Consider the following 25857-nt stretch of genomic DNA (forward strand, 5'->3'; position numbering starts at 1 on the left):
CTGTGCGCCCCTTAGCGAGGCGCAAGCCTGACGTATCCGAACACGACCCCCATCACCCAAAAGCACATCACCATGACCCACAAGCGGCGAGTCAGCCGGAGGTGCTCGACCTCCCCTAGACCCTTCAGCGCGCGATTGTCTCCCCTCCACGCCTGCACGCAAAAAGGGGTGTTTTTTGTGCATCTGTGCAAGTGGCCGCAGACCGCGCCAGTTCTGGGCTGAAAGAGAATTTAAGAAAACTAGAAATTTGTTCATTTTTGTGCAAATCTTTCAATCCAAAATAGTGTACATTGAACTCTAGTTATATGATTAAAATCACTTTGTAGCTAGTTATCAGTATGGCGAGAAAGATAGCAAGTAAATTATCATAGGGGCAAAATGAGAAAGCTAAAAAAATCAGGAAAAGAAGCATTTCTCCGCGCTTGGAATCAGCATCTTTATGTAGTGCTTCGTAGAAAGGGCAGATGTAGCTATGGAGGAAGTAACTCGAATGTAATAATTAAAGATGAAACATGTATTGTGCAAAACCCTATAGTTACGTTTATCGAAAAAATCTCATTAAAAAAAGGTGTTTCTAAGCAATTTTTTGCTAAAGAAAAAATCAGAGTTCCACGTAACTTTAGTTTTTATGATAATCCCGAAGAATCACTTTTATTTATACACTCTGCGAGTAAGTCAATATGTAGGGGGGAGCGCAAGTCTGTTACGATTGACTATACATCAGCGAAGTATAATTGTTTAGGGGCTGAGTGTTTATTAGGTATGGTTGTTACCGAAGCTAGACAGTCAAACATTAACTTTGATAGTAATGTTACTGTTAATGGTATTTATCCCAAAAGAGAATCGCATCGTGAAATAATTAAGAGTATTGGCATTGTTAAAGAAATGGATGAAGCTAATCCAGGGATCGTAAAGGATTTTACTAAAAAAAATGAAAACCCTAAACAAAGAATATTTAAGGTAGACTCAATAGGTAAAGAGGATCCATCAGCCTTTGCTCAGGATCGGAAAAATATAACCGCAGAAAAGTTTACTGCATATATAAACGAATGTTTGAATGACCATAGCTTAGTGTTAAAAGAAGCGGCGGAAAAACATCTTACTTCGTGCATGGGTGAGTTATTAGATAATGCTGAAAGACATTGTGGTCTTATACAGCGCCCACGCTGGTTCGTAAGGGGGTATGTAAATAATAATGCACGTCAACCAGTTTGTGAGCTAGCAATTATAAATTTCGGTACAACAATCGCGGAAACATTTAAAAATTTACCAGATGTGCACTATTCATTAAAAAAACAGGTAGAACCATATGTAAATCGTCACTTAAACAAAAAAGGAATGTTTGAAGAGGGATTAATAACTGTAGCTGCCTTGCAGGGACGAGTTAGTTGTAAAAATGTTACCGTTTCAGATAGCTCTGGTACTGGGACAATTGAGTTATTAAAGTTTTTCCAAGATATGCATGATAACATAAGAAGAATCAGGGGAGTAGAAGTGGAAAAACCGCGAATGTCATTGATTTCAGGGAGAACTCATATCTCTTTTGATGGCCGTTACCCACTGATTTGTAAAGTGGAAGAGGATGAAGAGAGTGAGACTTTCTCATATCCATTTAATAGTGAGAGCCTTGCAAGTGCACCAGATCGAGCTTATCTTAATGAGATGAAAAATGCCTATTTCCCTGGCGTAATGGTTAATATTCGTTTTCCTCTTCAGAAGAAGACACAAATTTAAGGAATAGGAATAGGAATAGGAATAATGAAAATGTCTAATATTACAATAGATTTCAATAAGTTAGTTTTAGGTTCAGCGAAGAAGCTTTTTGCTGGTAGAGCTAATGGTCAGCAGGCATACGATTATTTTAAGTTAAATGAATTTAATACAGGAAGCAGTGATCGTATTTCTATTTTTATACCTAATGACATAGTGGTTTCAAGTTCATATTTTTTAGGTATGCTCGAAAATATTCTTCCTAAGTTTTCTAAACCTTCTGATTTCTATAAGATTACTTTACTTGATGGTAAAGATTATAAAGAAGGTATGTTAGCAGAATTCGACAGAGCTGTTAAAAGAGGACTCCGGAAAAATGCACCACTATTCTAATTATTTAGTTTTTTCAAGATTGACAGTTATCACTGTCATTTTTTATATAGCATTGTCAGGCAAAGTTACATTTGCAACTAGTGGAAAACAAATATCCACTCGAGATGAGAACTTTCTACCCAATAAAACAATGAACTTAAATGAATATGTATACACAAATTCAATTGAGAAAAATCCACTAATAATATATAAAGAAATTGATAGCTCATTTTCGCCAAAGTATTTATCGAAAGACACGAATAAATATGCCAATGAGCATTATCTCATTGGCGATGGAGAAATATATAATATTATCAAAATTCCAGATGGTAAAACGGACTATTGGGCTATAGGTATATCAGTACTGGCGTTACTATCATCAGTGTTAGTTCCTTGGTTACTGCATCGTAAGCAAAAAAAAGATGCCATAAACGAAGGTTTTTGGTTGCGTGAGGTTATTTTCCCAAAAATCAATGGGTTAATGTTTGATTTTTGTAATGAGTTAAAAGCAAGTTTCGAGTTGGATATAACTGAATTTGCAAGACAATACGAGGATGTTGTATTGATGAAAATGGGGGAGTTACGTGATACTTTCAGTATGCTTAACTGTTTTCCAAATATGCAAGCCAGTATAGATAGCTTAGATCAAATTTGTGATGAATTAGATAATGATGTCGATAATCACCAAACTGAAGTGAAAAAAATCAGAGTTGATGATGTGTCTAGATTCAATACAAAAATGTTATCTAGGATGCTTGATGTACATAGAAATATATAATTCTAACTTTTTCCTAACGTAAAATAATTATTCTTTATTCTTTATTCTTTATTCTTTATTCTTTATTCTTTATTCTTTATTCTTTATTCTTTATTCTTTATTCTTTATTCTTTATTCTTTATTCTTTATTCTTTATTCTTTATTCTTTTACTATTTCGTTACAATGAGTATTTACTGAAAATATTTAATATTCTCTAACATCTATCTAGGATAATTCCTTCCCCAAAATCCACCTTCCCCCCCATTACAAACGCCCGCAATTCCCACGGCTCCGGCTCTATGCCAATTTTTCGCAGGAAACTCAGCACCTGATCCGCTAATTCGCCAACAGGCTGATACTGAGCCGCTACGTCTGCTTTTTTCACCTGGCTACTATCAGGCGCTTTTCTACCTTGATTCCCTTCATTGTGGATACGTTCGGCTAGTTCTCGCTGTTCTTTACGCCTCATATCCTCAAAAAGCTGGCTAGTTTGCTGGTGATAGCGTTTTATCTGCTTGGCTGTGGCGTTCTTGGGTAATATTGGATAACTAAATTCTGCGCTTGGCGGAGTGCTTTCAACCGATTTTTCCGGTTGAGGATCGCTACCGCGTACAGTTATTGACAGAACTCCAAGGGGCGGCGGGCCGCCCTGAACGTCAACAGAAAAATCCGCGTCAGCTTTGATTTTAGGGACAATTTTGTAAGTGGTGGTGCGGGTATAGATAATTGAATTAGAACCCGATTCAGGGGCAAAAACGCCAGTGATCCGGCTGACGTTATCCCCGTAATCGTTGCCATTCTCGGTGATATCGTAATTGAGCCTTACGCGCAAATCTTTACGGGCGACTAGCGGGCCGCCTTGTGCGAGGGTGTAACCCGCCCAGTTACCCTCATCGGCGGCAACCTGAGCTGGTGATATCTCTGGGAATAAATACAGCTCCTTATCCCGCAGACGGCGTAATTCACGGTATACCGTGACAGGCGCGCCGCCAATTTGCTGAAACTGACGAATACGCCAACGAGAAGCCCAAGCACTGACCCGCTTGGCCGTTTCCTTCAGAGGTTTGCCGCTTTCGTCGTCCAGCTCATCATCAAGCGCGTAACCGTCGATATTCTTTGATATATATTTGGCAATGTAGCCGGTGGCGCTACCCAGTTCTTTATCAATGGGAACGACATGAAAACGGGCTTTAAGCGCATCTTGTGATTGCAGTTCTTCCGAGTCTTCCCAACGGGCATAGGTGCAAAAAATGTCGCGTGCCAATTCGATATCAGCGGGCAACATGAACAGCAGCATATGCCAGTGGGGTGTTTCGTCATGGTGAGGTTCTACCACACGAAAACCGAATACCCGGATATCGGCGCGTTTCCAAGCTGCGCGAACTTGTGACCAGATACGACATAAATACTTCTGCGTTTGCCGCGGACTGGCACCGCGCCACTTATGATTGCGTTTGCCACTGTTGTACATTGAATGGTATTTCGAGGGCGCGGTTAAGGTGTAGAAATCACCGGCTAAATTTTCTTGTTCAGCGATATCTTCAAACCCACGCATTCTGGTCATTAATTCGCAACGGCGGATCGCGGGATTGGCTACGCTACCGTTGTATTTATCAACCAGCGAAATCCGGTTTCCGTCTTCATCTTCTAGTTCAAACGCCTGCAGAAATTCACGGTTAGATTTCTTCTGTGCTTGCCATTCTTTGAGGGTGGGATCACTGCAATAGGGTGCTGATTTGGCGTGAACATAACCCGCCGCAATCATCAGGTGTTCACGCCACTGATCATGGATATGCTTCAGACGGCGCAACCACCATGAAGGGGACTCAATACGTGCAGTTGCGCGCAATGCTTCGTCGGCTGTCATCGTTCGGTTTTCGTATAGTCCCCAACCCGGCGCACAGGTATTTAGCTGACGAGAAAGAAAACCTATATAGCCATAACCGGATACAATCGCGGTTTCTATATCACCGTCAGGCAATCCCATTTGATGATCGTATTCGCGGATAAACTCGCCAGCCATACAATCTGACAGGCGATAGGCCAATCGTTTTATCTCACGCTTGCCATAGTACGGAATACGGCGAAAATCATCGTAAAATGGAAGCAATACATGGGATTGGATATCAATCTGATATTGTTCCGTTACACAGTCGATACGCGGCAATAGATACTTTTCGATTGAGTTAATTAAATAGCTATTGGCTCGTTTGGCTCCATTGTTTTGTTTGATGTTCTCCACTCGTTGGGTGTAGTAACGGCGGATATAGTGAGGCAGCGACTCAAGGCGGCGCATAACACGACGCGCACGCGGAATGGGTTCATTGATTTGAGCAAAGCGCCTGAATAAATCCTCGCTGATCGGTTTCTCACCGGCAGCAGTCGTAATCGCTGGTCGTGGCGCATTCCATGAGTAAGCCCCGGTAAACGTTTCAGTGTTACCGGGGTAAGGTTCAGACGGGGTTGGGGCGCTACGACCGCGAGAATGGTTAGCCATTCAATTGTGCCTAAGAGTAGCGATGATTTCCCCAGTGCTTTTTCTACCATCCCCCTTACAACTTATAGAGCGCGGAGCCGTAATTGAGTGGAGGGTGAAACAGCTATAGAGATCGCGGGTGATAGGGTTATCGCTATTGGACGCAACAACATGACAACCATTTTCAGCCGCTCTTGCCAGTAGGCGAGCTAACCGAAATTGCTGATCAGCGCTGAAACCGTCGGTGTGATAACTCGTAAAATCAGCGGTACGGGATACTGGGATATAAGGTGGATCGCAATAAATCACATCGCCTGCAACAGCCATATCCAGCGCTTCGGTAAAATCGCAACATAAGAAGGTCACTTTCTTGGCTTTTTCAGCAAAGAAACGGATCTCGGCTTCGGGGAAATAGGGCGCTTTGTACTTGCCATAGGGGACGTTAAATTGCCCTTGTTGGTTATAGCGACAAATACCATTAAAACAGTGACGATTTAGATAAAGGAAGATTGCTGCTCTGGATATATCATCGCGGTTTCGCGCATTAAATATTTTGCGGAAAATATAATACTGTTCGGGGGAGTTAGCCGTAAGAAACAGTGCGGAAGCCACATTGATTAAGTCGCTCGTTTCTCTTTTGGCGACTTCATAGAAGTTAATCAGATCATCATTGATATCCGTTATCAGATATTTATCATAATCCGTATTTAACATGACAGAACAGGAGCCAGCGAACGGCTCTATCAGTCGTTTACCTGTTGGTAAGTGTTGGCGCAAGGTTGGCATGATACGAGCCTTTGAACCGGCCCATTTCAATGGGGAGCGATTCATAAAGCACCCCGATAGTGTTTCTTTTTCTCTTCATGTATTTGCTGGCAAGTAACACAAAAAACCACTCCCGGCACGGTAACGCGCCGTTGCTCTGGAATTGCAGCCTCGCAGGATTCACAGATAAAAGCAGATGGTGCAGTTGGCTTACTGCGAGCATTGGCGATCTGAGCGGCTAATACCATCTCTTGCCGTTCTTGGACGAGATCGATTAAATCAGGCATCAGTGTTGGCCCCCAGAAATGGCTTTGAGGTTGTCAGCAACTTGGCGAATTAATTCAATAGCTTCAATGCTGTTAAGGTCACGTTGGGAAATATGATCTGAAAGGGCCGTTAACTTTTCTGACAAATTAAGCGCAAAGGCTTTTCGTTCCTCCATTCGGGCGCTATTTAAATATTGGTGCATGGCTTCAGTTGAAGTGGATATTGCGGCAAGTCTGCGATTCATCATTTTGCTATTCCTTGTTTTCAGACAATAAGAATCCCGGCGCGATATAAAACGCCTGTGGCTTTCGGGTGGTTAATTACTGGTCTTGATTGATTACAGCGTCAGCATCGGGTAGTTCTTTAGGAAATGAGGCCGTTAATTCGGATAATTCTCTCATGGCCTTAATCACCCCTAATCGGTCTGATTTATCTAATTCGTGAAACTTCAATTTATGCTTATCCCGGTGCAGTCCAGCAGTGAAGTAGATCAATCCTCTGTGGCGAAATGACACACCTGATAAAAATGCGGCAACTCTGTTTGTTCTCCTTAATGCTTTGTTAAGCATTAGCCGGACGTTGGCCGTTTGAATAAGGCCGATTTTTATTTGCTCCGCTGTGAGTTCAATTGCTCTTGCAGACTTTTGCATAGCAATACCTCCGGCAAAGATGAGTTAAGCGAATATCCCCATAAGGCGGGAAAACCAGCGACGTGGTGCTCTGGGTTTCGCCATATAAGGTGTTCTCAGTCCTGGGATAAACTGCACTTCGCTAGCTTTCGGTTGGAAGTGCCGACCGTCTGGTGTTTCTAACCATCCGCGTTGGTGACGGTAATGTGTGACTTGCTGGCCGTTCACCAATAAAGCGGCGAGGGATGGGCACTGCTGGACTTGAGTCATGACACATTCCTCATCTGATGCAGTTGATCAACATAAGCTGTTGCCTGTGCCTGAGCATCAAACTTGCCGTACGACTGATCGCCTTGGCTCACTTGGTAGCGAGTAATCAAATTTATTTTGTTCCGCTTCAGGCGGGTAATAGAAAATCCACGATAAACGCAGGTGTGTTCGCTGACTTTCACCAGCGCATGACATGGGCTATAAACCAATTGGCGCGCAGCAGCAGATAGTTGCAATGGGCTAATCAATTCATCATCTCCACATAGCGCTCGGCTTTATAACGGGCGTTTAAGTAAATCGCATACAGATTCACTTCACGTTTTGCGCCTTTCTTTTGCTGGATGATAGGTAAACGTCCTGTATCAGCCTGAGTGCGAATTGTGTCTTGATTGATACCTTGGCGCTTTGCATAGTCAGCGATCGACTCGGATAGCTTGTTGCCAAAGGGATAATCAGGCGGCAACTCCCTGATAATTGACGTATTCACGCTTCTATTCTGTTTCTTTGGCATAAGTGCTACCCTCTATAATCACGCAGTTTAACGTAAAATTAGGTTCATTAAAGTGAACCATTCAGAAGATAGTTCATTGGAGTGAACCATGTCAAGTGATCTGGGTGAAAAAGTAAAAGCTATCCGCAAAGTTGAGCAACTAAGCCAAGTTCAATTTTGCGAGGCGACAGGGATATCAATTAGTACCGTTAAGAAATATGAAACTGGTTTGTTAGAACCGGGTGGTGGGACTCTGATGAAAATCACCACACATCCCCAATTCAAGAAATACACAATGTGGCTAATGACAGGGGATGTCGCGCCAGAAATAGGCCAAATCTCCCCTGATCTCTCCCCTAATGGGCCAGAAAGCACATCTGCGAACCAAAAAGGCCAGAAGGTTGGTTAATTGCCTACAAAATAAAGAATTTTTGGGGTAAAGGCGGGATTTGCTACGAAAGGAACTTCTTCGATGAGTATTAAGTCACTTGGCGCTGAAGGCTATATGGTCGATGTGCGGCCACAGGGTCGTGAAGGGAAGCGTGTTCGTAGGAAATTCAAAACCAAAGCTGAAGCGCAGCAATATGAACGCTGGGTTATTTCTACACAGAATAATAAAGATTGGGTAGATAAACCCGCAGATCAAAGACCGTTGCTAGACCTAATCGAACTATGGTGGAAACATCACGGCCAGAATATGAAAGATGGGGTAAAGCGGGCGCATAAATTACGCGTTATGGCCGCAAAAATGGGCCATCCAAAAGCGAGCCAAATCACACGCACATTCTTCTCTGACTATCGCGCATTACGGCTGGCTGAAGGCAAAAAAGCAAAAACCGTTAACCTCGATCAGGAAATGTTAGGTGGTGTATTTTCCGTTCTTATTGAATTGGGACATTACCATAGTGAACATCCACTGAAGGCAATGAAAAAAATCAAGTTGCCTGCTCAGGAAATGGGCTTTCTAACAAATGATGAAATCAGGACTTTGCTCAGTCGATTAGAGGGGGATCATCTGAAGGCTGTGAAGTTATGTCTAGCGACAGGAGCCAGATGGGGAGAAGTCGCCAAGCTTCGTAGGGATGAAGTTATCGGTAATAAGGTGATTTACCTCGATACGAAAAATAGTAAAAATAGAACAGTCCCTATATCGCATGAATTATGCGTGCAATTAACCGATGGAATTAAAACAGGCCCGTTGTTTAAGTCTTTAAATTATCCCTATGTAAGAACCTGCGTCAAAGAAGTTGCTCCGGGCCTACCCGCAGGGCAAGCCGTGCACGTTTTACGCCATACGTTTGCCAGCCATTTTATGATGAATGGCGGCAACATTCTGGCGCTCCAGAAGATTTTAGGGCATTCAAATATTCTACAAACAATGACTTATGCGCACTTTGCGCCTGACTATCTGGAAGATGCGGTTCGTTTTAATCCATTAATAAGAAACATATAGAGGTTATAGAATGAAGACTAGACGAGAAGTCAAAATTGGTAACCTTGTGATCATCAGAAGTATATCCACTCATATAAATGAGTGTGTAATGCTCTCCGGAGCAGGCATCATTACTTTTTGGAGAACCAAGTTGTGATACAACCTAAATTGAAATCGGAAGAGTATTTTAACGCATTGCAAGACAGCTTAACTAATGGTGGAAAACTGTCAGAATTCGAATACAAGAAAATTATAAAGGATTTAAATAACGATAAAAGTAGTACTGCTATATGTGCAATAGGATACGCTCATGCAGTGATGGGAAATAATGATGATGCTATTAACTGGTTCGAATCATTCTCGCCTTTTACTGAGTTAGTTACACTAAAAGCATATGGTTCTTTACTTAGAATCTTAGGTAGAAATAGAGAACTGATAAATTTGACTTTAAACTACTCCGATTCATTTAAAGACATTTGGTTCTCCTGGATGAGTATGGAGTATTATTATATAATTGGTGACATTGCGAACTCAGCAAGAAAAGCGAGGGAGTTTTTATCTATGTTGCCAGAAAATAAAAATAAAGAACGTGCAGAATATTCAATATCTCAACAACTTGATTCTTTATCTCGCGTCTATAAATCAGGATATTGCACGCCAGAACAGTTTAAAATGGTCTCTGATTTAACATTAGATATATTAGATAAGTATCACTACCCACTCCGCTACGTTGAACTTTTTTATTATGAAGGAGAAGGCGCTAGTTATGAAATTGGGATTTCTTTAGATAATGATGATTTCAAAACTCTTTCAAATTTAAATGATGAATTAATAAAACGGATGATAAAAATAAAAGAACTTGATACTTGCGAAGTCACACCTTGTTTCTCCGAGGGTGGTATGTCTAACTGGAGATATATTCATGGCGCTTAATAACAACGACTTCCTACTTTCAGCTATTGCTAATTTCAAATTCAATAATGAAGTAGGCTACCGTAACGCGATCTCGCGTGCATATTACTCTACGTACCATAAGAGCTTGTCACAAGTCGTAAAAATGCCCGCAACTCGTTCTAGTCATCATGTAGCACTGATTCAGTATCTTGCTAGTGAGCAGTGTTTCCAAAATGAGCAGTACGAAGAAGAAACATTAAAAGAACTTTCACGTTGTATGAAGCAGTTAAGGAATGCGAGGAATAAGGCCGACTATAAACTTGACACAACAATAAAGAAAACTGTGGCGGAAGAGAATATGGCATTGGCACATAGGATTTTCGATTTGTGGGGGGACTCGCAGGAAAAACTTAATGACCGGTAAATCGGTATGATAACGCGTTTTAGGATGTCCACATTCTGCCCAAACCACCCACGCTATAGCCATTTTGAGCACGCAGTTGCAGGCATCTAACTTACTGATATTACTGTAACTACTTGTTTTTATTAGGGCGAAAATGGAGGCTTATGCCTCCCTTTTTTTATGGTTTTTCCAGGCCTTAAAACGGCTTTACCAGCAGCCGTTGAGCGGGGAAGTCGATGACGACGGCGAATTTAGCGAGGAAGTTATTACCGATTAATCCATCGGCATCCATCTGCTTGAATGCGCCGTCTAATAATATCGCATTCAGTTTTATGCCCTCGGTGCCCATTTCGCCAAGCTGAAACGCCGAAGCCACGCAATCGTCAATGTCTCCATCAATACGCACTTCTGCCAGCACGGCGCCGCAAGGGATATCAGTAACAGGTGATTTCAACCGCTCTCGCCAAAAAACTGAGATGGTGGCCCCGGTATCCAAAACCATGTTGTACTGTTTTTCATCGTGAGTGACTTTAATTTCAATCCCTTCTTGTGTGAGCCGTAGGGGTAATGAGAGCCAACCATCAGCCATATTGATACCTAAAGCGAGAGCGCTATCAGCAACAGAGAGGCGCTGACTTTTGTAATCAATCAACAACGCTTTTTCTTTGAATAAGCTCAAGCCAATGACCATCGACTCTGGGATAGTGCTATCGGGGGTGATATTCAGCCCCCAAGGGGCGAAGGAAACCCCTTTAACGTCCTTAAATGTCATGCCATTGATGAGAAGCAGTGGGATGTGAAATTTATCATTAAAAGAGACTTTTCCCGCCAGATCGATAGTGCGATGTTTTCCTGAGTCGAGTACCAATCCGGGGAGTTGAGACATAAACTCGTTGGTTAAATGCAGCGCGGTGCCGGAACCCGTATCGATTGAAAATGCTTGGCGCATGCCGTTGATGTCAACATTAACCAAGGGTATCGACGCCTCATCCCACTCAAAAGGCATATGCATAACTTTTTCTGCCCCGTGAGCATTAAGGGTAGCCAGCGAGATGACGCAGGATAAGAGGGCGCAGGTGATAGCTGTAATGTGATTTTTGAGTAACATTATGATTTTATTTAATAAAGGGAACATGAGGATTTTCCTTATCCATTTTCATTTCAGCGTGGGTGCTGAGGTCAAATACCCGGTCCGCCATGGCTATCATGGTTGGGCGGTGGGCAACAAAAATTCGGGTGATTTTCAGCGCGCGGATCGCATCATTAATTCGGGCTTCATTATCGATATCCAGATCACTGGTCGCTTCGTCGAGAAAGAGTATTCGTGGGCGTTTGTACAAGGCGCGGGCCAGAGAAATACGTTGCCGTTGCCCACCGGATAGGGCGCTGCCCATATCACCGACCCTGGTTTCATACTTCATTGGCATGGCTTCAATCTCAGAATGAATTGAAGAAAGTCGAGCGCACTCAAATACCCATTCGGTATCTGGATGAATATCAAATGAGCTGATGTTATCCAGCAAAGATCCGGCAAAGAGCCGATCTTCTTGCAAGACATAGGCGATATGTTTGCGATAGACGCTGAGGCCCAATCGGCGCACATCTACGCCATCCAATAAGATGGCACCGCGTTCTTGCGGGGCTAACCCCCCCATTGTTTTAAGCAGTGTCGATTTACCACAACCCGATGGCCCGATGATAGCGAGGCTTTCTCCCGCCTTGATGGAGAGCGAAACATTTTCAAATATGGCGGGTTCGCCGTCACCATAGCGATAGCACAGCTCTTTTACCTCGATACTGCCCGCGACGCTGCTGGGGATAACCCAATCAGCTTCACCTTCATCAGGTTCAGGTGTGGCTAGAGCGACTTCTGAGAGGCGTTCGCTGTGCATATCGATCAGGCGGAGTTTGATGATCGAGTCAACCACGCGGAGGGTTCGCGTAATGTACATGTCCGAGTAAATCAAAAACGCGAACAGCATACCGGTGGTCATGGTACCGTCATCAATCAGCCTTGCGCCCAACCACAATATCATTGCGCAAGAGAGTCCGATTAACAGCAGGCCCATAGTCTGAGTCGCCAGATCTATTTTAAACAGGTAGATTTTTGCATTGGCCTCATCAATCACCAAATTGAGCCAATCGGAGCGCCGCCGCTCTGATAAATCAAAGATTTTAACGCAAGTGATGCCTCGCACCGTTTCAAGAAAATGCGAGTGTTGTTTCGCCTCATGAGCAATAGCTTCAAGGTTGGCGGAGCGGTAGGCGGGAAAAAGAAATAGCTGTAGGGCGACATACAAACAGGATATTGAGATAACCGCTGCCGCGAGGTAGCCATTGTAGATCCACATTAAGAAGATCAATCCAATCACCATCACGATATCCAGCAGTGACGCGACCATCTCCGCCGTAAAAGCATCTTGCACCACCGACAGCGAGTTAAAGCGCGAGGTCACATCACCCACATGGCGTTTTTCGAAGTAGGAAACGGGCAATCGGATCAAATGGCTAAAAAGCCCAGCACTCCATTGAATACCCAACGAGTACTTCACGGACATGACAGTCCAAGAACGAACCAGACTGAGCAAGGCTCTAAAGAGCAATAGAGCAATCATCCCCCACACTATAAGTGAAACTAAATCGATATCACCGGATTGTAAGGCCATATCAATCGTGAATTGCGCCGCCATCGGCGCTGCCATCGTCAGCAGCTCAATACAAAATGAGAGCACCAAGACATGGGCTATCGCCCGTGGTAACCCAGACACGTTTTTGAACATATCCAGCAGTCGGATGACTTGCTTTTCAGTGCGTCGCTGAAAATGCGGATTCGGCCAGATCTCCAGTGCGACACCAGTAAAGTGTTGAGATAGCTGAGTCAGAGTGATTCGTCTCTCGCCTTTGGCCGGGTCATGGATAATCGCCCCGTGACGAGAAAATTTCTTCAGTACCACAAAATGGTTGAATGACCAGTGCAAAATGCAGGGGGTTTTAAGCTGACGGACGGCATCTAAATCAGCGCGCACTGGACGTGCCCCTAATGAGAGTCGGTCTGCCAGTACGATAAGATCTCGTAACGTCATCCCCTTCAGCGACACTTGATAGTGTTTACGCAGTGCCTGAAGATCGATGTTAAGGCCATGATAGCTGGCAATCATCGCCATACATGCCAGCCCGCACTCCGTAGCTTCTGTTTGCATCACCACCGGCAGGCGCTGTCGCAGGGCTGCAAAGTAGCCTTTCATCGCCAAAATCATGCCGCCCCTCCTGACTCACTTTGCACCTTGTTGCGGCTGTTGTTGAGGGGCCAAAGTAACCATTCATAGAGCGGGCGTTTTCTGATGAAAATATCGGTTTCAACCCCGATTCCGGGGCGCAGAGGGTAGGTTTTCCCCGCCATAAGCACCGCATTATTTTTGGGGGTGATGCGTATTTGAAAATACCTGCGCGGAGATTGATAAGTCCGCTCTCCACTTGCGCTTACCCCCCTGTCGGCGGCGGAAACAGTGGCGGCGGAAACGGAGGTGACAACGCCGTCGTATTGCCCAAACCATTGGTACGGATAGGCGTCGAAGCGCAATCTTACCGTCTGGCCTTCTCGTAACTCGCCAATGGCGTCAGAAGGGGCAAAAACTTCCACCTCGGACCGCCCTGAGGTGGGAACCACAGTGGCTAACTCTTGCCCCGCCTGAATAGTGTTGCCAGTAAGCCCGATAAAGCCGGTTAATATGCCCTCTATCGGCGCGGTGATATGCAGCTCCCGCTGCACTTCCGTCGCGACTAAATCGTGATCTAACTGTGCAGCTTGTCGATGCAGTCTCTCTAATGAGGCTTCAACGGCACTGTTGAGCGCTGCGAGCCTGGCCTCAATATCGAGGATCTCGCCTTGTAACTTAACCCTTTGCCGCTGGTGGGCTTTAAGCTGGACTGCGGCACTATAATACTCAGAGCGCCGCGCCATATGTTCAGTCTCAAGGGCTATCCCTTGACGAACTAACGTTTTGAAATGTTCGGTTTTTTCCAGTAGCCATGCAGTTTGCTGAGTAGATTTAGCAATCAAATCATCCATTTTTTGCTGCTCTGCATCCCTATTTTTCAAGCGCTGAAGCAGAAAGTTGCGCTCAGTTTCTGATGCCTCAGACGTTAGGGCGATCTCCCGTTCTATCGCCGTTTTCTGAGCTTTTAGCGCCACTGTAATTTCATGGCTGGTCGCGCCATACTCTGTTTGCGTCTCCCTATTCAGGATAAAAATCACCTCGCCCGCACGAACGGCTTTTCCTTCCTCCGCAACGCTACTGACAATAACGCCATCATGGGAAGCAATAATCCGCGCCACCGCAGGTTGGTGAACCACGGTGCCAGTCAGACGAGCTCTCTGAGTGTAAGTCCCCATCACCATGAAAGTGATCAAGCTGACAATCAGTACCAGCGCGACCATTGCCCAAAGGGAGGCTCCCACTGGTGTCATCACTTGTGGGCTGCCTAACCAATAATGGGATCGATGCTCTATCGCTTCTTGCCTGAAAATAGGATGTATATTGACCAATTTATGGGTGCTCCTACACCGTTTAGCCAAAGCTGTTGGCTAACAATCTATTGGCTAATTGCCGCCATAATGCGCTCTTCCTTGATGCCCATATTGAGTAGGTGAGCGGATGCACGGCTAAGAAAACTTCTCATGGAATAGCAATAAACAGATTTGCGGTTGAAGCGATCCTCGGGGGAAAAACGATTCATGATGCGGCCACCGGCACAGACCTTTGCCCAAATACAGTTTTCACATTCGGTGGGGAGTGATTGCCCGATTAAGGTGTACTCTTGGAATTGAGGGCTATCCAATACCTCAGAAAGGCTGATGTCAGAAACATGACCAATGGGATCGAAAATTCGGTCTGATGTGGCGCGTAAAGTATCATCCACGCGAATAAAACCATCTGAACCAACAGTGCAGGCATAGGCACCGGTGACTTCGGGGGTATGACCCAAGACGCCAACCTTGGCACCGAGTAGAGTCGCAATGTGTGTCTGAAATAGGCGGACAAAAATCTTAGGGTTATCATCCTTCACCCACTCATCCAACGCCTCGTTGAGAAAGCGGCCCATGCTGATGGGGTCAACGTGGTCATCACTGTAAGCGTCGTCGGGTATCAGAAGGTCAAAACCATAAACCCCCAGATCATCAACGAAGTGTCGATAGATTTCAGTACCACTTGCCTGCGGGTTCGCCACACATAAAATACCGGGGGCAGCCCGAAGTCGACCCTGTTGATGGGCATGTTGAAGTCTTCGTAGGCCACGAACAGTCCCTTCGTAGGTACTGCGCCCTTTGGTGTCTAGCCGATGGCGATCATTAATATGTTTGGGGCCATCGATCGAAATACTGACGTGTATAGAATATTTTTCGAACAAAGATATCCATTCGTCATCAACAAGAGTGCCGTTAGTTTGTAGGGCCAAATTAATATTCGAACCACAATAGTCAGCCATCATTAATAGCTCGCACATGCTGGCGAAATTCTCTTTCTTCATTAACAGCGGCTCTCCACCATGAAGATCAATTTGGAGGGTGCCAATGCTATACTCCCGACAGGCTCGTTGTAAAAAACCGACTAACTGAAGAATATTTTTGTTGGAAATTCTAGCGGGACTGTTATCCGCGATGGTGTTACCTTTATTGTATACGTAGCAATAGTCGCAATTAATATTACAGCGCTCACTTATCTTTAATATTATTTCCAAGTGCTTAATTCTTTTCTCACTTGATATATTGACCATAAGTCTACACTCCTTCCAGCGTTAATATATCTGGACTGTAGGGCGAATAAATCGGCGAAATAGGGGCCACCGATGGCAGTCCCTATTTTGTTGAAAATTAGAACGATTTCCCCCATCTTAGAAATGCATTGACCCAACCACCAGAAATCTGTTCAAGAACATCCTCCGCCAAGCGCTGAGGCTGATTTTTTTTCACTTCGCTAACATTAATAACAGTCTTAGTTGCCGTGATCTCTTTCTTCAAACGAGACATAATTTATCCCTCCATTGATTATCTATACCAAGAAACTTCTTCCTGGATTCGTCCGTTAAGGAAAGTATTATTACGCCGATCTTGATTTTGAGTTATGGAAATAAACTAATTATATAAGGTTAATATTATGACTAAAGGCAATTGTATGTATTCCTACTCTCCTTGAATTAGAAATATCATTGATAATGGGCTTGTGTCAAATGCTAATATCATTTTTATTCGCTGAGATTGAGTGGTGAATATAAATAATCTTAAGCGTTAATATTAATGGGTTAATTTAAATGGAGTCGTAATTCTGCATGGACAATAAAAGTATAATATTAATGTAAACAGTTGTCCTGTTTTAATAAAATAAAGGTGGGTTATTGCCGATGTAATAATAAGAGCCTTGCAGTATAAATTACTCAATATTTGTTATTGAGTAATATTTCATTGAGCGAATACAGTTAGTCATATTCTTAACGTGGATTGCAACTATTCCGGCTCTAGCCAGGTGGTTTGGAAATCAAACCAGCCCAGATTATTCAGGTGTGCCCCCTGTGCCTGTTCAGGGGCTTTTAGGCGCATCCAGTGATGAAATAGGGGTTGTAACCAACCGCTCGCGGTCACTTCCCTGACAAATTGCTCGCTACTGAGTTTGTGATTACGCCACTCATTCTGGTGTATCTGCAAACAACTCCCATCACCGCCAGTAATGGATTGACGTAATAGTGAGGTGCCTAACAACCATGCGCCGACATTCCACTCTTCCGGCACGGCAAAGTTCACCGTCCCGAGCCACAAGTCCGCATCCGCTTCACCCTTGGCCCAAGTGGCGTAATCCAGCTCCAATGACGTTAGCTGAATGCCCTGTGTCGCCAGAATATGAGTCATTTCTGCGATCAGCATCGAATATTCTGGGTGCTGGGCATGGTAGGCCAAGGTGAGTGTCGGCCGATCCTCGGTCGTGGTTTCCATGGCGAATGGCGAACATGCTTCCCCTGAATCTATCCCGTGGAACCAGGTAGGCAACACACTGCTGGCAGGAACCCAAAAAGGGCGGATTGGTGCGATTAATCCTTGGATCAAATGATAAGGATTGAGGGTTTCCCGCAGCCAGCGCCGCTGCTCGATACGGTGCCAGTGCGCTGAGCGACTATCGCAGAGTAGAAAATAGCCGCCACGCTCAAGGAACATCTCCTGAGTTGAGTCCGAGGGTTTGCCGGTCAGGCTGGCCGCGAAGCCGGAGACATAATCAATGTCGCTGATACTGGAACTCAGCCAGGTTGCGCTTTGAAGCTGGGCAATATCCAGTTGCTCAGCGAGTACGGGCGGGGTCACTACGGGTTGATTCGCTTGAGTGCGCGCCAGATCAGGGAAAATCAGCACCTCAACTTCATCCAGCAGGCCACGGAAACCAAAATAGTGATCAAAGGATTTCATCAGCAGATGCCAGTCATCGTTTTCGGCAACCCGATAGGGGCCGGTGCCAATAGGGTGAGAGGCAAAATTCGGCTGTGCGGCATGGTCTTGCGGTAAAATCAGTGCCGAATGGTGAGCCAGTAGCAAGGGGAGATGTGGGTCCGGCTGATTCAATTCGATAACGACACTCAATGGACCGTGCGCAGTAATTTGCTGAATATGTGAGAACAGCGGTAAGTGGGTGCAACGAGTTAATGAGCTGACCACATCATGGCTGGAAAGCTCCCGCCCATCATGAAATTGCACCGCAGGGCGTAAATAGAAGCGCCAATGTAATGGATCTAGCATGCGCCATTTATGGGCTAAATCGGTTGCGACCTCGCCATTCTCCTCATTTATCCGCGTCAGTCCGTTAAAAATTTGCCGCACTAAATGCAGCTCGGAGCGACGTAATGGCGTGCCAGGGTAGAGATTTACCATGGTGCGGTAGTAGGGAATGCGCAGCGCTTGATAGTCATCACGTATCCGATAACCCAGCTTGCTGCGCAACAACGGCGCGATGAGCTGCTTATCTTCACCCAGCAGGGCAATCGCTTCATTGAAGCCACCAGAGTCGAGCAACTGTTCCGCTTTTTCAATCAATAATTGGTGCGTGTTCCGCAATAGTTGTAAATGTGAACGACGGCCTCGACCCGCCTCTGCCTGCCATACTAACCAGCCCGCTTGTTGCATTTGAACCAGTAAGGTCCGCATATGGCGCTTGGTGCAGCTGAGTTTGTCGGCCAATTCTTGCAGAGTAATTGACGTCGGTTGCACACCGACCAGATTCAGTAATCTCAAATATTGTTGCTCAAGGCGTCGGCTGGTCATAAAAGGGGAACTCAATTAAAGAAAAGTCAGCAGTTTTTTATCTCACCTTTTTAGCCGATAATTTTTAACACAGCAAGCTTTGTTGCCCACAACGTGGTACTTACTGGGCGCATACCCTATTTACGATGATATTTGAGGTAGAAAGATGACTCGGCACTTAAATAAAGATACTACAGTCTGTATCTCGCTAGCCGCCAGACCTAGCAACTTCGGCACCCGTTTCCATAACTATTTGTATGATGCGCTGGATCTCGATTACCTCTATAAGGCATTTACTACTACAGATTTGGCCGCGGCCATTGGTGGCGTGCGGGCGCTTGGATTCCGTGGTTGCGCCATATCAATGCCATTTAAAGAGGCCGTTATCCCGATGGTGGATGAGATGGACCCATCAGCCGCAGCGATTAATTCAGTCAATACTTTGGTTAATACTGATGGCTATTTGAAAGCGTACAACACCGATTATCTCGCCATCGCGCAATTGCTACAGACCTATCAGGTACCGACCGATAAGGTGTTTGCTCTGCGTGGCAGTGGCGGTATGGCGAAGGCAGTGGCATTTGCCCTCAAAAATACCGGGTTTAAGCAGGGCTTTATCATTGCGACCAATGAAGAAACAGGTAGGCAATTAGCTGAGCAATCGGGCTACGGCTACCGCCCTGATATGCAGGATGTTCAGGCCGATATGCTCATCAATGCGACGCCAGTGGGCATGGCAGGGGGCAAAGAGGCGGATAACATGGCTTTCACTGAAAATGAAGTTAACTGCGCGGAGATCATTTTTGATGTAGTGGCACTGCCTGCGATGACCCCGCTGATCCGCTATGCCAAAGCGCAAGAGAAAACGGTGATTACTGGTGCTGAAGTGTTTGCCATTCAGGCGGTTGAGCAATTTGTGTTGTATACCGGTATTCGCCCCGATCCCGCTTTGTTTGAAAAAGCGGCGGCTTATGCCCGAGGGTGATGATTGAGGTTGAAATCAATAGAATTTGTCGCTCATACTACGCATTCTCCATTTTTATCATGATCAAGGAAATGCGTGATGGCCGAAGAAACGATTTTCAGCAAAATTATCCGCCGCGAAATCCCTGCCGACGTGGTTTACCAGGATGAACTGGTGACCGCGTTTCGTGATATCGCCCCACAGGCACCGACCCATATCTTAATTATTCCCAATATTCTCATTCCTACTGTGAATGATGTCACTGCGGAACACGAAGCAACATTAGGTCGCATGATCACGGTAGCTGCTAAACTTGCAGAGCAAGAAGGCATTGCCGAAGATGGCTATCGCCTGATTATCAATTGCAACCGCCATGCCGGGCAGGTTGTCTACCATATCCACATGCATTTGGTCGGTGGTCGCGATCTCGGTTCGTTGCTATCACATAAATAGGTCGCGACATAAATAGCGATATAAATGTGAGCTTATTTGAGGTAAGCCTATGCGCCGTGTAAAGGCGTTCTTATTACCGGTGATGGTGTGCGCAAGTGTTGCGACATTGCTGGGGTGCAGCAGCCCGAAAGGGATTGCGGTCAATCAACAGCAAACGGTGGTAATGGATTCGTCGGTACTGACGGCGGGCATTTTGGCTTCGCAACCCGCCATATCAACCTCTGCTGGCACCAATGTTGCGCGTTCAGTTATCTCTAATAGCCAGAATAAGCCGGTAAAAATCAACTATCGCTTTTATTGGTATGATGCGCAGGGCTTAGAAGTCCCGCCACTAGAAGCGCCACGCGCGATTATCATTGCGCCGGGTGATGAGGCGGACGTTCAATCAGTGAATAATCATTTCAACGCGCGAAGTGCGCGCCTTTATTTATTTTTATAATAGTTCAGTCGCTATTGGAGTGGGACAATGAAAAGGTATTTATCTGTGGCGCTAGCGGCACTTGTGCTGACGGGGTGTATCACTAAGCCACCTGTTGAGCCAACCACACCGCCAGTGACCATTGAGCCGGTCACACCACCTGTCATCGAGACACCACCGCCGGTAGACACAGTACCGCAACCGCCGAAAGTGCAGCAATCTATCGACTGGGCCGCCAGTGTCGAGCCCTTAGTCGCGCAAATGGTCAACAGCAAAGATGTCGCGAATGGCAGCATCTTGCTGCTCGATAGCGTCAAAAATAACACCAACGGCGCGTTGCAAATGGCGAAAGCCACCGCTGCGCTGCATCAGGTGCTGACATCAAATAAGAAGTTTGTTTTGATCTCGCCGCAGCAATTGGCGGTCGCCAAGCAAACATTGGGCTTATCTGAAGAGGATAGCCTGGGGTCGCGCAGCAAAGCGATTGGTCTGGCCCGTTATGTCAGTGCCCAGTATGTGCTGTACAGCGATGTGAGCGGCGATGTGAAATCACCGACCATTGAAATGCAACTGATGCAGGCGCAAACCGGCGAAATTATCTGGTCAGGCCATGGCCCAGTCCAGCGCTGATCCCGCCCTGCATGCACTGATTGAAAGCATCAATCCGGCGGTGAAAATCGCCGATTATCAGATTAGCCCTGTCTCCGGCCTGACCGGTGAAAGCTGGCGAATTACCGCGCCAAACATTGACTGGCTAGCGCGTGAGCAATCGGTGCAGAAAATGCAATTGGGGGTGAATCGGCGGCGCGAGCGCAAGCTGTTGCGACAGGTCGCTGGCAGCGATTTCTCTCCGACCATAATTGCCGCCAATTCACACTGGTTGGTGGTTAATTGGCTTGAAGGTGACGTTGTCACCAGTCAGCAATTCATTGAATTATCGGATAATGGTCAATTGGCACAGCTGTTGACTCGCCTCCATGGTTTACCCGCCAGTGGTTATCGTTTGGACCTGCGTGCCCAGTTAATCCGCTATGGTGATTTGATTGACCCCGCACGCCGCTCACCAGATTGGTTGCGGCTGCAACAAGATTTTCTGCGCCGGCCGCAACCGCAACCGATAAAACTGGCTCCCTTGCATATGGATATTCACCCCGGCAATCTTTTAATCACCACGACTGGGTTGAAACTGATTGATTGGGAATATGCCGCTGATGGTGATATTGCGCTGGATATTGCAGCCCTGTTTCGCGGCAATAACTGGCCGCTGCCACAGCAGCAGACTTTTTTACAGCACTACTGTGGTAGCAGAAGTGGCTACCATGACGCTGTACGTCTCTCGCGCCAGATACAGCGCTGGCTGCCGTGGATTGACTACCTGATGCTGATGTGGTTTGAAGTTCGCTGGCAGCAGACGGGGGATAGCACATTTTTACAATGGGCCGCGCCGCTGCGTCAGCGATTTAATCTGTCTTTTTGATTTTTACTTTAAAGTTGTGGGGTTATCGTGGGTCCAGTGATGTTAGACGTTGCCAGCTATGAGCTGGATGCCGAAGAGCGTGAGATTTTAAAACACCCGCTGGTGGGCGGCCTGATTCTGTTTAGCCGTAATTATCATGATGCCGAGCAGTTGCGTGAGTTAGTCCGCCAAATCAGGGCGGCCTCCCATGATCGACTGGTGGTGGCGGTTGATCAGGAGGGCGGTCGGGTACAACGTTTCCGTGATGGTTTTACCCGTCTGCCTGCAGCCCAGTCATTCGCCGCCATCAATGATGCCGCCACGGCGGCGCAGTTGGCGCAAGAAGCGGGCTGGCTAATGGCGGCAGAGATGATCTCAATGGATATCGATATCAGCTTTGCGCCGGTATTGGATATTGGTCATGTCAGCGCTGCTATTGGTGAGCGCTCGTTCCACAGCGATCCGCAGCAAGCGCTGAAGATGGCCGAGTGCTTTATCCGAGGGATGCACAGCGCTGGGATGAAAACCACAGGGAAGCACTTCCCCGGTCACGGTGCGGTAACCGCAGATTCCCATAAAGAGACGCCACGTGATAATCGACCACTGGCAGAAATACGTACTCATGATATGGTTATATTTCGCGAACTGATCGCGCGCGGGTTGCTGGATGCCATCATGCCCGCTCACGTGATTTATACTGAGGCAGATACACGCCCAGCCAGTGGTTCGGCTTACTGGCTTCAGCAGATATTGCGTCAAGAGTTAGGGTTCAATGGCATCATTTTCTCCGATGATCTCTCGATGGAGGGGGCGGCGATTATGGGCAGTTATGCTGAGCGTGGGCAGGCATCTTTGGATGCGGGTTGCGATATGATTTTGGTGTGTAATCACCGTCAGGGGGCTGTGAGTGTGCTAGATAACCTGTCTCCGGTCAAAGCAGATCAACTGACGAGATTGTACCATTCAGGGCAGTTCAGCCGTCAGGCGTTGATGGCGTCATCACGCTGGCAGCAGGCAAATAAGGCATTAACCGCACTCAGCGAACGTTGGGATGCTCATAAACACCTACTGAGATAGGTTATATACCCTAAATAATTCGAGTTGCAGCGGTCTCGCAGAGGCGAGGCCCATGGATGGGCCGAGTAATGAGTGTTGCTTACGCACATGCAGCTTGAAGTAGGAGGGGGATAAGCGAGGATAAATATGATCGTCTATCTACATGGTTTTGATTCCAACAGCCCCGGCAATCACGAGAAAGTCCTGCAACTGCAATTCATTGATCCGGATGTGCGTTTTATCAGTTACAGCACTTTGCATCCTCGCCATGACATGCAGCATTTACTGAAAGAAGTGGATAAAGCCATCCAGCAGGGCGGTGATGCCAAATCACTGATTTGTGGCGTTGGATTGGGCGGTTTTTGGGCTGAGCGCATCGGCTTCCTGTGCGGGATCCGTCAGGTTGCATTTAACCCGAATCTCTACCCACAGAATAATATGAGTGGCAAAATTGACCGCCCGGAAGAGTATGTCGATATCGCCAGCAAATGCATCAATAACTTCCGCGAGAAAAACCGCGATCGCTGCCTGGTGGTGTTGTCGCGCCATGATGAAATGCTCGACAGTCAGCTAACGGCAGGTGATTTGCACCCTTATTATGAAATTGTCTGGGATGAGAAACAGAGCCACAAATTTAAGGATCTTTCACCTCATCTTCAGCGTATCAAGGCGTTTAAAACGCTCGGATAATACGAGCTATGGGTTGGACTAAAACTCAAGGTTAACTCGGTTTAATGTTAATGGTGGGTTAATGGCAGGGGGGTAACTCTCTGTGACTTGGCTTGGAAAAGGTGTGTAGCGTACTTTTTTCAGGCCATTTTTATGACAAAAAATGCCCAGTTTTCCCTTTTATGGCTTGGCATATAGAAAGATTCAAAATTGTGACGAAATGCTAACTATCTGAATCCTATTCTAGAAAAAATCCCGCCGCTGCCACTTTAATCAAAAAAAGTTGATATATATCAATTTTGGTATGACCAAATAACCCTGCATGATATTCTGGCTTCAGATTATTGATTTAGCATAAGCGAACCCTATGTTATCTAAGGATATTATTCATTTACCCTTAGCTAACAATTGGTTCACATTTAGGGGGTCATTTTGACAACGCCGAAGAAAAAAATCGTTATTATTGGTGGTGGTGCTGGCGGTCTTGAGCTGGCAACAAGTCTGGGGCATAAACTAGGCCGCAGTAAAAAAGCCGAGATCGTTTTGGTCGATCGTAACCATAGCCATTTGTGGAAACCACTGCTGCACGAAGTGGCAACCGGTTCTCTGGATGATGGTGTCGATGCGCTGAGCTATCTGGCTCATGCCCGTAACCACGGCTTTAATTTCCAGTTAGGTTCCTTAACTGACATCAACCGTGAAACCAAAACCCTCAGTCTGGCGGAGATTTGCGACGAACACGGCGATGTGCTGGTGACGCAACGTGAATTAACCTATGACATTTTGGTCATGGCGCTGGGTAGTACCTCGAACGACTTCGGCACGCCGGGTGTGAAAGAGAACTGCATCTTCCTGGATAACCCGCATCAGGCTCACCGTTTCCATAATGAGATGCTCAACCTGTTCCTGAAATATTCAGCGCAGCCGGGTGAGAAGGGCAAAGTGAACATCGCCATTGTCGGTGGTGGCGCGACCGGTGTGGAACTCTCTGCTGAGCTGCATAATGCGGTGAAACAGCTGCACAGCTACGGTTTTGAAGGTTTGGATAACCAAGCACTGAATGTGACGCTGGTTGAAGCGGGTGAACGAATTCTGCCTGCACTGCCGCCGCGTATTTCGGCAGCGGCGCATCAAGAGTTGATTAAGCTGGGTGTCCGTGTATTGACCAAAACAATGGTAACTAGTGCTGACGAAAACGGCCTGAATACAAAAGATGGCGAGTACATTAATGCCGATCTGATGGTCTGGGCGGCAGGGATTAAAGCGCCGGACTTTATGAAGGATATCGCCGGGCTGGAAACCAACCGCATTAACCAGTTGGTGGTTGAACCGACCCTGCAAACCACCCGTGACCCAAATATCTTTGCCATCGGCGACTGTGCTTCTTGTCCGCAGCCGAATGGCGGTTTTGTGCCACCGCGTGCGCAGTCAGCACATCAGATGGCCAGCCGCTGCTACAGCAATATTTTGGCATTGCTTAACGACCAACCGCTGAAGCCGTACATCTACAAAGACCACGGTTCACTGGTTTCACTGTCGAAGTTCAGCACTGTTGGCAGCTTGATGGGCAACTTGATGCGTGGCTCCATGATGGTCGAGGGCCGTGTGGCTCGCGTGGTGTACATCTCGCTCTATCGCATGCATCAAGTCGCATTGCATGGTTACACTAAGACTGGCTTGATGATGCTGGTGGGTGGGATTAATCGGGTTATTCGCCCACGACTCAAACTCCACTAAATTCTCCTGTATCCTGAACGCCGCAGCATTGTTTGCGGCGTTTACTCACCCGAATCACTGTCGCATGATTGATGAGGGCAGTTTGCTCAGAAACTAGCGCACAGAAAGCTAAAAGAATGCGCACGTAATGTGAAATTGTCAGCATAAAATTCCGCAGTAAAATGGCCCTCCAGTCGGATTCCTCCTAAACACATTCATTCACACCTATTATCTGGATGTTTAGTCCATTTGTCTTATTGCTAGGTCAAAGTACATTGTGCAGACTTCACCTGTCTACTGAGTTAAGACGGCGAGTCACGCACGCCGTACTCCGGTCATCAGGGTTCAGCCCTCAAAGCCAGACGCTATCAGATTTTCGGT

General features: G+C 46.2%; 29 protein-coding genes. 15 read left to right on the top strand and 14 right to left on the bottom strand.

What is annotated here, in order from left to right; all coding sequences use genetic code 11:
* Positions 1 to 378 precede the first annotated feature (378 nt).
* Genes ACZ76_RS17230 through ACZ76_RS17240 form a run of 3 tightly spaced genes read left to right on the top strand, consistent with a single transcriptional unit; the run spans position 379 to position 2860 of the window.
* Complete coding sequence (locus ACZ76_RS17230; RefSeq protein WP_048620008.1) at positions 379 to 1734, top strand: hypothetical protein; 1356 nt, start codon at positions 379 to 381, stop codon at positions 1732 to 1734.
* A gap of 30 nt (positions 1735 to 1764) precedes the next feature.
* The gene (locus tag ACZ76_RS17235; protein ID WP_144413930.1) at positions 1765 to 2103 is read left to right on the top strand and encodes a hypothetical protein; all 339 of its coding nucleotides are present in this window, start codon (positions 1765 to 1767) and stop codon (positions 2101 to 2103) included.
* A complete protein-coding gene (locus ACZ76_RS17240) occupies positions 2087 to 2860 on the top strand; it encodes a hypothetical protein (protein WP_048620010.1) in 774 nt (257 codons plus the stop codon). Before ACZ76_RS17235 ends, ACZ76_RS17240 begins: the two co-directional genes overlap by 17 nt.
* Positions 2861 to 3054: 194 nt before the next feature.
* Here the strand turns inward: ACZ76_RS17240 and ACZ76_RS17245 are convergent, their stop codons facing one another.
* From ACZ76_RS17245 to ACZ76_RS17280, 8 genes are all read right to left on the bottom strand, one after another.
* Complete coding sequence (locus ACZ76_RS17245) at positions 3055 to 5337, bottom strand: replication endonuclease (protein ID WP_053082184.1); 2283 nt, start codon at positions 5335 to 5337, stop codon at positions 3055 to 3057.
* Positions 5338 to 6147 carry a Dam family site-specific DNA-(adenine-N6)-methyltransferase gene (locus ACZ76_RS17250; protein ID WP_048620011.1) on the bottom strand — a complete coding sequence of 270 codons (810 nt, stop codon included), beginning with the start codon at positions 6145 to 6147 and terminating at the stop codon, positions 5338 to 5340.
* Positions 6144 to 6368 carry a TraR/DksA family transcriptional regulator gene (locus ACZ76_RS17255; RefSeq protein WP_048620012.1) on the bottom strand — a complete coding sequence of 75 codons (225 nt, stop codon included), beginning with the start codon at positions 6366 to 6368 and terminating at the stop codon, positions 6144 to 6146. Before ACZ76_RS17255 ends, ACZ76_RS17250 begins: the two co-directional genes overlap by 4 nt.
* Positions 6368 to 6595, bottom strand: coding sequence for a DUF2732 family protein (locus ACZ76_RS17260; protein WP_048620013.1), 228 nt, complete (start codon positions 6593 to 6595; stop codon positions 6368 to 6370). Before ACZ76_RS17260 ends, ACZ76_RS17255 begins: the two co-directional genes overlap by 1 nt.
* A gap of 73 nt (positions 6596 to 6668) precedes the next feature.
* Positions 6669 to 6998, bottom strand: coding sequence for a DUF5347 family protein (locus tag ACZ76_RS17265; RefSeq protein ID WP_048620014.1), 330 nt, complete (start codon positions 6996 to 6998; stop codon positions 6669 to 6671).
* Between the two features lie 24 nt (positions 6999 to 7022).
* Positions 7023 to 7247: a phage filamentation protein Fil family protein gene (locus ACZ76_RS17270; RefSeq protein ID WP_048620015.1), complete on the bottom strand. Its 225-nt coding sequence runs from the start codon at positions 7245 to 7247 to the stop codon at positions 7023 to 7025.
* Positions 7244 to 7495 (bottom strand): hypothetical protein, encoded by a 252-nt coding sequence (locus tag ACZ76_RS17275; protein WP_315852471.1) that lies wholly within the window; start codon positions 7493 to 7495, stop codon positions 7244 to 7246. Before ACZ76_RS17275 ends, ACZ76_RS17270 begins: the two co-directional genes overlap by 4 nt.
* The gene (locus tag ACZ76_RS17280) at positions 7492 to 7758 is read right to left on the bottom strand and encodes a hypothetical protein (RefSeq protein ID WP_048620016.1); all 267 of its coding nucleotides are present in this window, start codon (positions 7756 to 7758) and stop codon (positions 7492 to 7494) included. The genes ACZ76_RS17275 and ACZ76_RS17280 overlap by 4 nt, the downstream gene beginning before the upstream one ends.
* A gap of 88 nt (positions 7759 to 7846) precedes the next feature.
* Here ACZ76_RS17280 and ACZ76_RS17285 point away from each other — a divergent pair, with 88 nt between their 5' ends.
* The 4 genes from ACZ76_RS17285 (at position 7847) to ACZ76_RS17300 (ending at position 10487) form a co-directional block, all read left to right on the top strand.
* Positions 7847 to 8146: a helix-turn-helix domain-containing protein gene (locus ACZ76_RS17285; protein ID WP_048620017.1), complete on the top strand. Its 300-nt coding sequence runs from the start codon at positions 7847 to 7849 to the stop codon at positions 8144 to 8146.
* Between the two features lie 63 nt (positions 8147 to 8209).
* Complete coding sequence (locus tag ACZ76_RS17290) at positions 8210 to 9190, top strand: phage integrase (RefSeq protein WP_048620018.1); 981 nt, start codon at positions 8210 to 8212, stop codon at positions 9188 to 9190.
* A gap of 132 nt (positions 9191 to 9322) precedes the next feature.
* Positions 9323 to 10102 carry a hypothetical protein gene (locus ACZ76_RS17295; RefSeq protein WP_048620019.1) on the top strand — a complete coding sequence of 260 codons (780 nt, stop codon included), beginning with the start codon at positions 9323 to 9325 and terminating at the stop codon, positions 10100 to 10102.
* Complete coding sequence (locus ACZ76_RS17300; protein ID WP_048620020.1) at positions 10092 to 10487, top strand: hypothetical protein; 396 nt, start codon at positions 10092 to 10094, stop codon at positions 10485 to 10487. Before ACZ76_RS17295 ends, ACZ76_RS17300 begins: the two co-directional genes overlap by 11 nt.
* Before the next feature lie 175 nt (positions 10488 to 10662).
* Here the strand turns inward: ACZ76_RS17300 and ACZ76_RS17305 are convergent, their stop codons facing one another.
* The 6 genes from ACZ76_RS17305 to ACZ76_RS17325 form a co-directional block, all read right to left on the bottom strand.
* Entirely contained in the window at positions 10663 to 11580 is a 918-nt protein-coding gene (locus ACZ76_RS17305) for a pepsin/retropepsin-like aspartic protease family protein (protein ID WP_374700769.1), read from the bottom strand.
* Position 11581: 1 nt separating this feature from the next.
* Positions 11582 to 13723 carry a peptidase domain-containing ABC transporter gene (locus ACZ76_RS17310; RefSeq protein WP_048620021.1) on the bottom strand — a complete coding sequence of 714 codons (2142 nt, stop codon included), beginning with the start codon at positions 13721 to 13723 and terminating at the stop codon, positions 11582 to 11584.
* The gene (locus tag ACZ76_RS17315) at positions 13720 to 15012 is read right to left on the bottom strand and encodes an HlyD family secretion protein (RefSeq protein ID WP_048620022.1); all 1293 of its coding nucleotides are present in this window, start codon (positions 15010 to 15012) and stop codon (positions 13720 to 13722) included. The genes ACZ76_RS17310 and ACZ76_RS17315 overlap by 4 nt, the downstream gene beginning before the upstream one ends.
* Positions 15013 to 15059: 47 nt before the next feature.
* Positions 15060 to 16241: a cyclophane-forming radical SAM/SPASM peptide maturase XyeB gene (gene xyeB / locus ACZ76_RS17320; RefSeq protein WP_048620023.1), complete on the bottom strand. Its 1182-nt coding sequence runs from the start codon at positions 16239 to 16241 to the stop codon at positions 15060 to 15062.
* 97 nt (positions 16242 to 16338) lie between these two features.
* Complete coding sequence (xyeA, locus tag ACZ76_RS18665) at positions 16339 to 16494, bottom strand: XyeA family cyclophane-containing RiPP triceptide (RefSeq protein WP_071840519.1); 156 nt, start codon at positions 16492 to 16494, stop codon at positions 16339 to 16341.
* A gap of 474 nt (positions 16495 to 16968) precedes the next feature.
* On the bottom strand, positions 16969 to 18765 hold the full coding sequence (locus tag ACZ76_RS17325; protein WP_048620024.1) for an SgrR family transcriptional regulator: 1797 nt from the start codon (positions 18763 to 18765) through the stop codon (positions 16969 to 16971).
* Between the two features lie 145 nt (positions 18766 to 18910).
* Here ACZ76_RS17325 and ACZ76_RS17330 point away from each other — a divergent pair, with 145 nt between their 5' ends.
* The 8 genes from ACZ76_RS17330 (at position 18911) to ACZ76_RS17365 (ending at position 25497) form a co-directional block, all read left to right on the top strand.
* Positions 18911 to 19729 (top strand): shikimate 5-dehydrogenase, encoded by an 819-nt coding sequence (locus tag ACZ76_RS17330; protein WP_048620025.1) that lies wholly within the window; start codon positions 18911 to 18913, stop codon positions 19727 to 19729.
* 78 nt (positions 19730 to 19807) lie between these two features.
* A complete protein-coding gene (hinT, locus tag ACZ76_RS17335) occupies positions 19808 to 20161 on the top strand; it encodes a purine nucleoside phosphoramidase (protein ID WP_005273079.1) in 354 nt (117 codons plus the stop codon).
* Positions 20162 to 20210: 49 nt separating this feature from the next.
* Entirely contained in the window at positions 20211 to 20600 is a 390-nt protein-coding gene (locus tag ACZ76_RS17340; protein WP_048620026.1) for a YcfL family protein, read from the top strand.
* 27 nt (positions 20601 to 20627) lie between these two features.
* Positions 20628 to 21209: a penicillin-binding protein activator LpoB gene (gene lpoB, locus ACZ76_RS17345; protein ID WP_048620027.1), complete on the top strand. Its 582-nt coding sequence runs from the start codon at positions 20628 to 20630 to the stop codon at positions 21207 to 21209.
* Entirely contained in the window at positions 21190 to 22056 is an 867-nt protein-coding gene (thiK, locus tag ACZ76_RS17350) for a thiamine kinase (RefSeq protein WP_048620028.1), read from the top strand. The genes lpoB and thiK overlap by 20 nt, the downstream gene beginning before the upstream one ends.
* A 27-nt stretch (positions 22057 to 22083) precedes the next feature.
* On the top strand, positions 22084 to 23112 hold the full coding sequence (nagZ, locus tag ACZ76_RS17355; protein ID WP_053082185.1) for a beta-N-acetylhexosaminidase: 1029 nt from the start codon (positions 22084 to 22086) through the stop codon (positions 23110 to 23112).
* A gap of 126 nt (positions 23113 to 23238) precedes the next feature.
* Positions 23239 to 23781, top strand: coding sequence for an alpha/beta hydrolase YcfP (gene ycfP, locus ACZ76_RS17360; protein ID WP_048620030.1), 543 nt, complete (start codon positions 23239 to 23241; stop codon positions 23779 to 23781).
* A 411-nt stretch (positions 23782 to 24192) separates the two neighbouring features.
* Positions 24193 to 25497, top strand: a complete 1305-nt coding sequence (locus ACZ76_RS17365) for an NAD(P)/FAD-dependent oxidoreductase (protein WP_048620031.1) — start codon at positions 24193 to 24195, stop codon at positions 25495 to 25497.
* Positions 25498 to 25857: the final 360 nt, after the last annotated feature.

The sequence above is a fragment of the Yersinia aleksiciae genome (assembly GCF_001047675.1).
Taxonomy (GTDB): Bacteria; Pseudomonadota; Gammaproteobacteria; order Enterobacterales; family Enterobacteriaceae; genus Yersinia; species Yersinia aleksiciae.

What these genes read in the sequence shown, in the direction of transcription:
- ACZ76_RS17340 (WP_048620026.1), top strand. Translation starts at nt 20,211, where the DNA reads ATGCGCCGTGTAAAGGCGTTCTTATTACCGGTGATGGTGTGCGCAAGT.
- ACZ76_RS17330 (WP_048620025.1), top strand. Translation starts at nt 18,911, where the DNA reads ATGACTCGGCACTTAAATAAAGATACTACAGTCTGTATCTCGCTAGCC.
- ACZ76_RS17310 (WP_048620021.1), bottom strand. Translation starts at nt 13,723, where the DNA reads ATGATTTTGGCGATGAAAGGCTACTTTGCAGCCCTGCGACAGCGCCTG.
- ACZ76_RS17285 (WP_048620017.1), top strand. Translation starts at nt 7,847, where the DNA reads ATGTCAAGTGATCTGGGTGAAAAAGTAAAAGCTATCCGCAAAGTTGAG.
- ACZ76_RS17300 (WP_048620020.1), top strand. Translation starts at nt 10,092, where the DNA reads ATGGCGCTTAATAACAACGACTTCCTACTTTCAGCTATTGCTAATTTC.
- ACZ76_RS17235 (WP_144413930.1), top strand. Translation starts at nt 1,765, where the DNA reads ATGTCTAATATTACAATAGATTTCAATAAGTTAGTTTTAGGTTCAGCG.
- ycfP (WP_048620030.1), top strand. Translation starts at nt 23,239, where the DNA reads ATGATCGTCTATCTACATGGTTTTGATTCCAACAGCCCCGGCAATCAC.
- ACZ76_RS17245 (WP_053082184.1), bottom strand. Translation starts at nt 5,337, where the DNA reads ATGGCTAACCATTCTCGCGGTCGTAGCGCCCCAACCCCGTCTGAACCT.
- ACZ76_RS17230 (WP_048620008.1), top strand. Translation starts at nt 379, where the DNA reads ATGAGAAAGCTAAAAAAATCAGGAAAAGAAGCATTTCTCCGCGCTTGG.
- ACZ76_RS17255 (WP_048620012.1), bottom strand. Translation starts at nt 6,368, where the DNA reads ATGCCTGATTTAATCGATCTCGTCCAAGAACGGCAAGAGATGGTATTA.
- ACZ76_RS17280 (WP_048620016.1), bottom strand. Translation starts at nt 7,758, where the DNA reads ATGCCAAAGAAACAGAATAGAAGCGTGAATACGTCAATTATCAGGGAG.
- hinT (WP_005273079.1), top strand. Translation starts at nt 19,808, where the DNA reads ATGGCCGAAGAAACGATTTTCAGCAAAATTATCCGCCGCGAAATCCCT.
- ACZ76_RS17260 (WP_048620013.1), bottom strand. Translation starts at nt 6,595, where the DNA reads ATGATGAATCGCAGACTTGCCGCAATATCCACTTCAACTGAAGCCATG.
- ACZ76_RS17290 (WP_048620018.1), top strand. Translation starts at nt 8,210, where the DNA reads ATGAGTATTAAGTCACTTGGCGCTGAAGGCTATATGGTCGATGTGCGG.
- thiK (WP_048620028.1), top strand. Translation starts at nt 21,190, where the DNA reads ATGGCCCAGTCCAGCGCTGATCCCGCCCTGCATGCACTGATTGAAAGC.
- xyeB (WP_048620023.1), bottom strand. Translation starts at nt 16,241, where the DNA reads ATGGTCAATATATCAAGTGAGAAAAGAATTAAGCACTTGGAAATAATA.
- ACZ76_RS17270 (WP_048620015.1), bottom strand. Translation starts at nt 7,247, where the DNA reads ATGACTCAAGTCCAGCAGTGCCCATCCCTCGCCGCTTTATTGGTGAAC.
- ACZ76_RS17240 (WP_048620010.1), top strand. Translation starts at nt 2,087, where the DNA reads ATGCACCACTATTCTAATTATTTAGTTTTTTCAAGATTGACAGTTATC.
- ACZ76_RS17250 (WP_048620011.1), bottom strand. Translation starts at nt 6,147, where the DNA reads ATGAATCGCTCCCCATTGAAATGGGCCGGTTCAAAGGCTCGTATCATG.
- ACZ76_RS17265 (WP_048620014.1), bottom strand. Translation starts at nt 6,998, where the DNA reads ATGCAAAAGTCTGCAAGAGCAATTGAACTCACAGCGGAGCAAATAAAA.
- ACZ76_RS17325 (WP_048620024.1), bottom strand. Translation starts at nt 18,765, where the DNA reads ATGACCAGCCGACGCCTTGAGCAACAATATTTGAGATTACTGAATCTG.
- xyeA (WP_071840519.1), bottom strand. Translation starts at nt 16,494, where the DNA reads ATGTCTCGTTTGAAGAAAGAGATCACGGCAACTAAGACTGTTATTAAT.
- lpoB (WP_048620027.1), top strand. Translation starts at nt 20,628, where the DNA reads ATGAAAAGGTATTTATCTGTGGCGCTAGCGGCACTTGTGCTGACGGGG.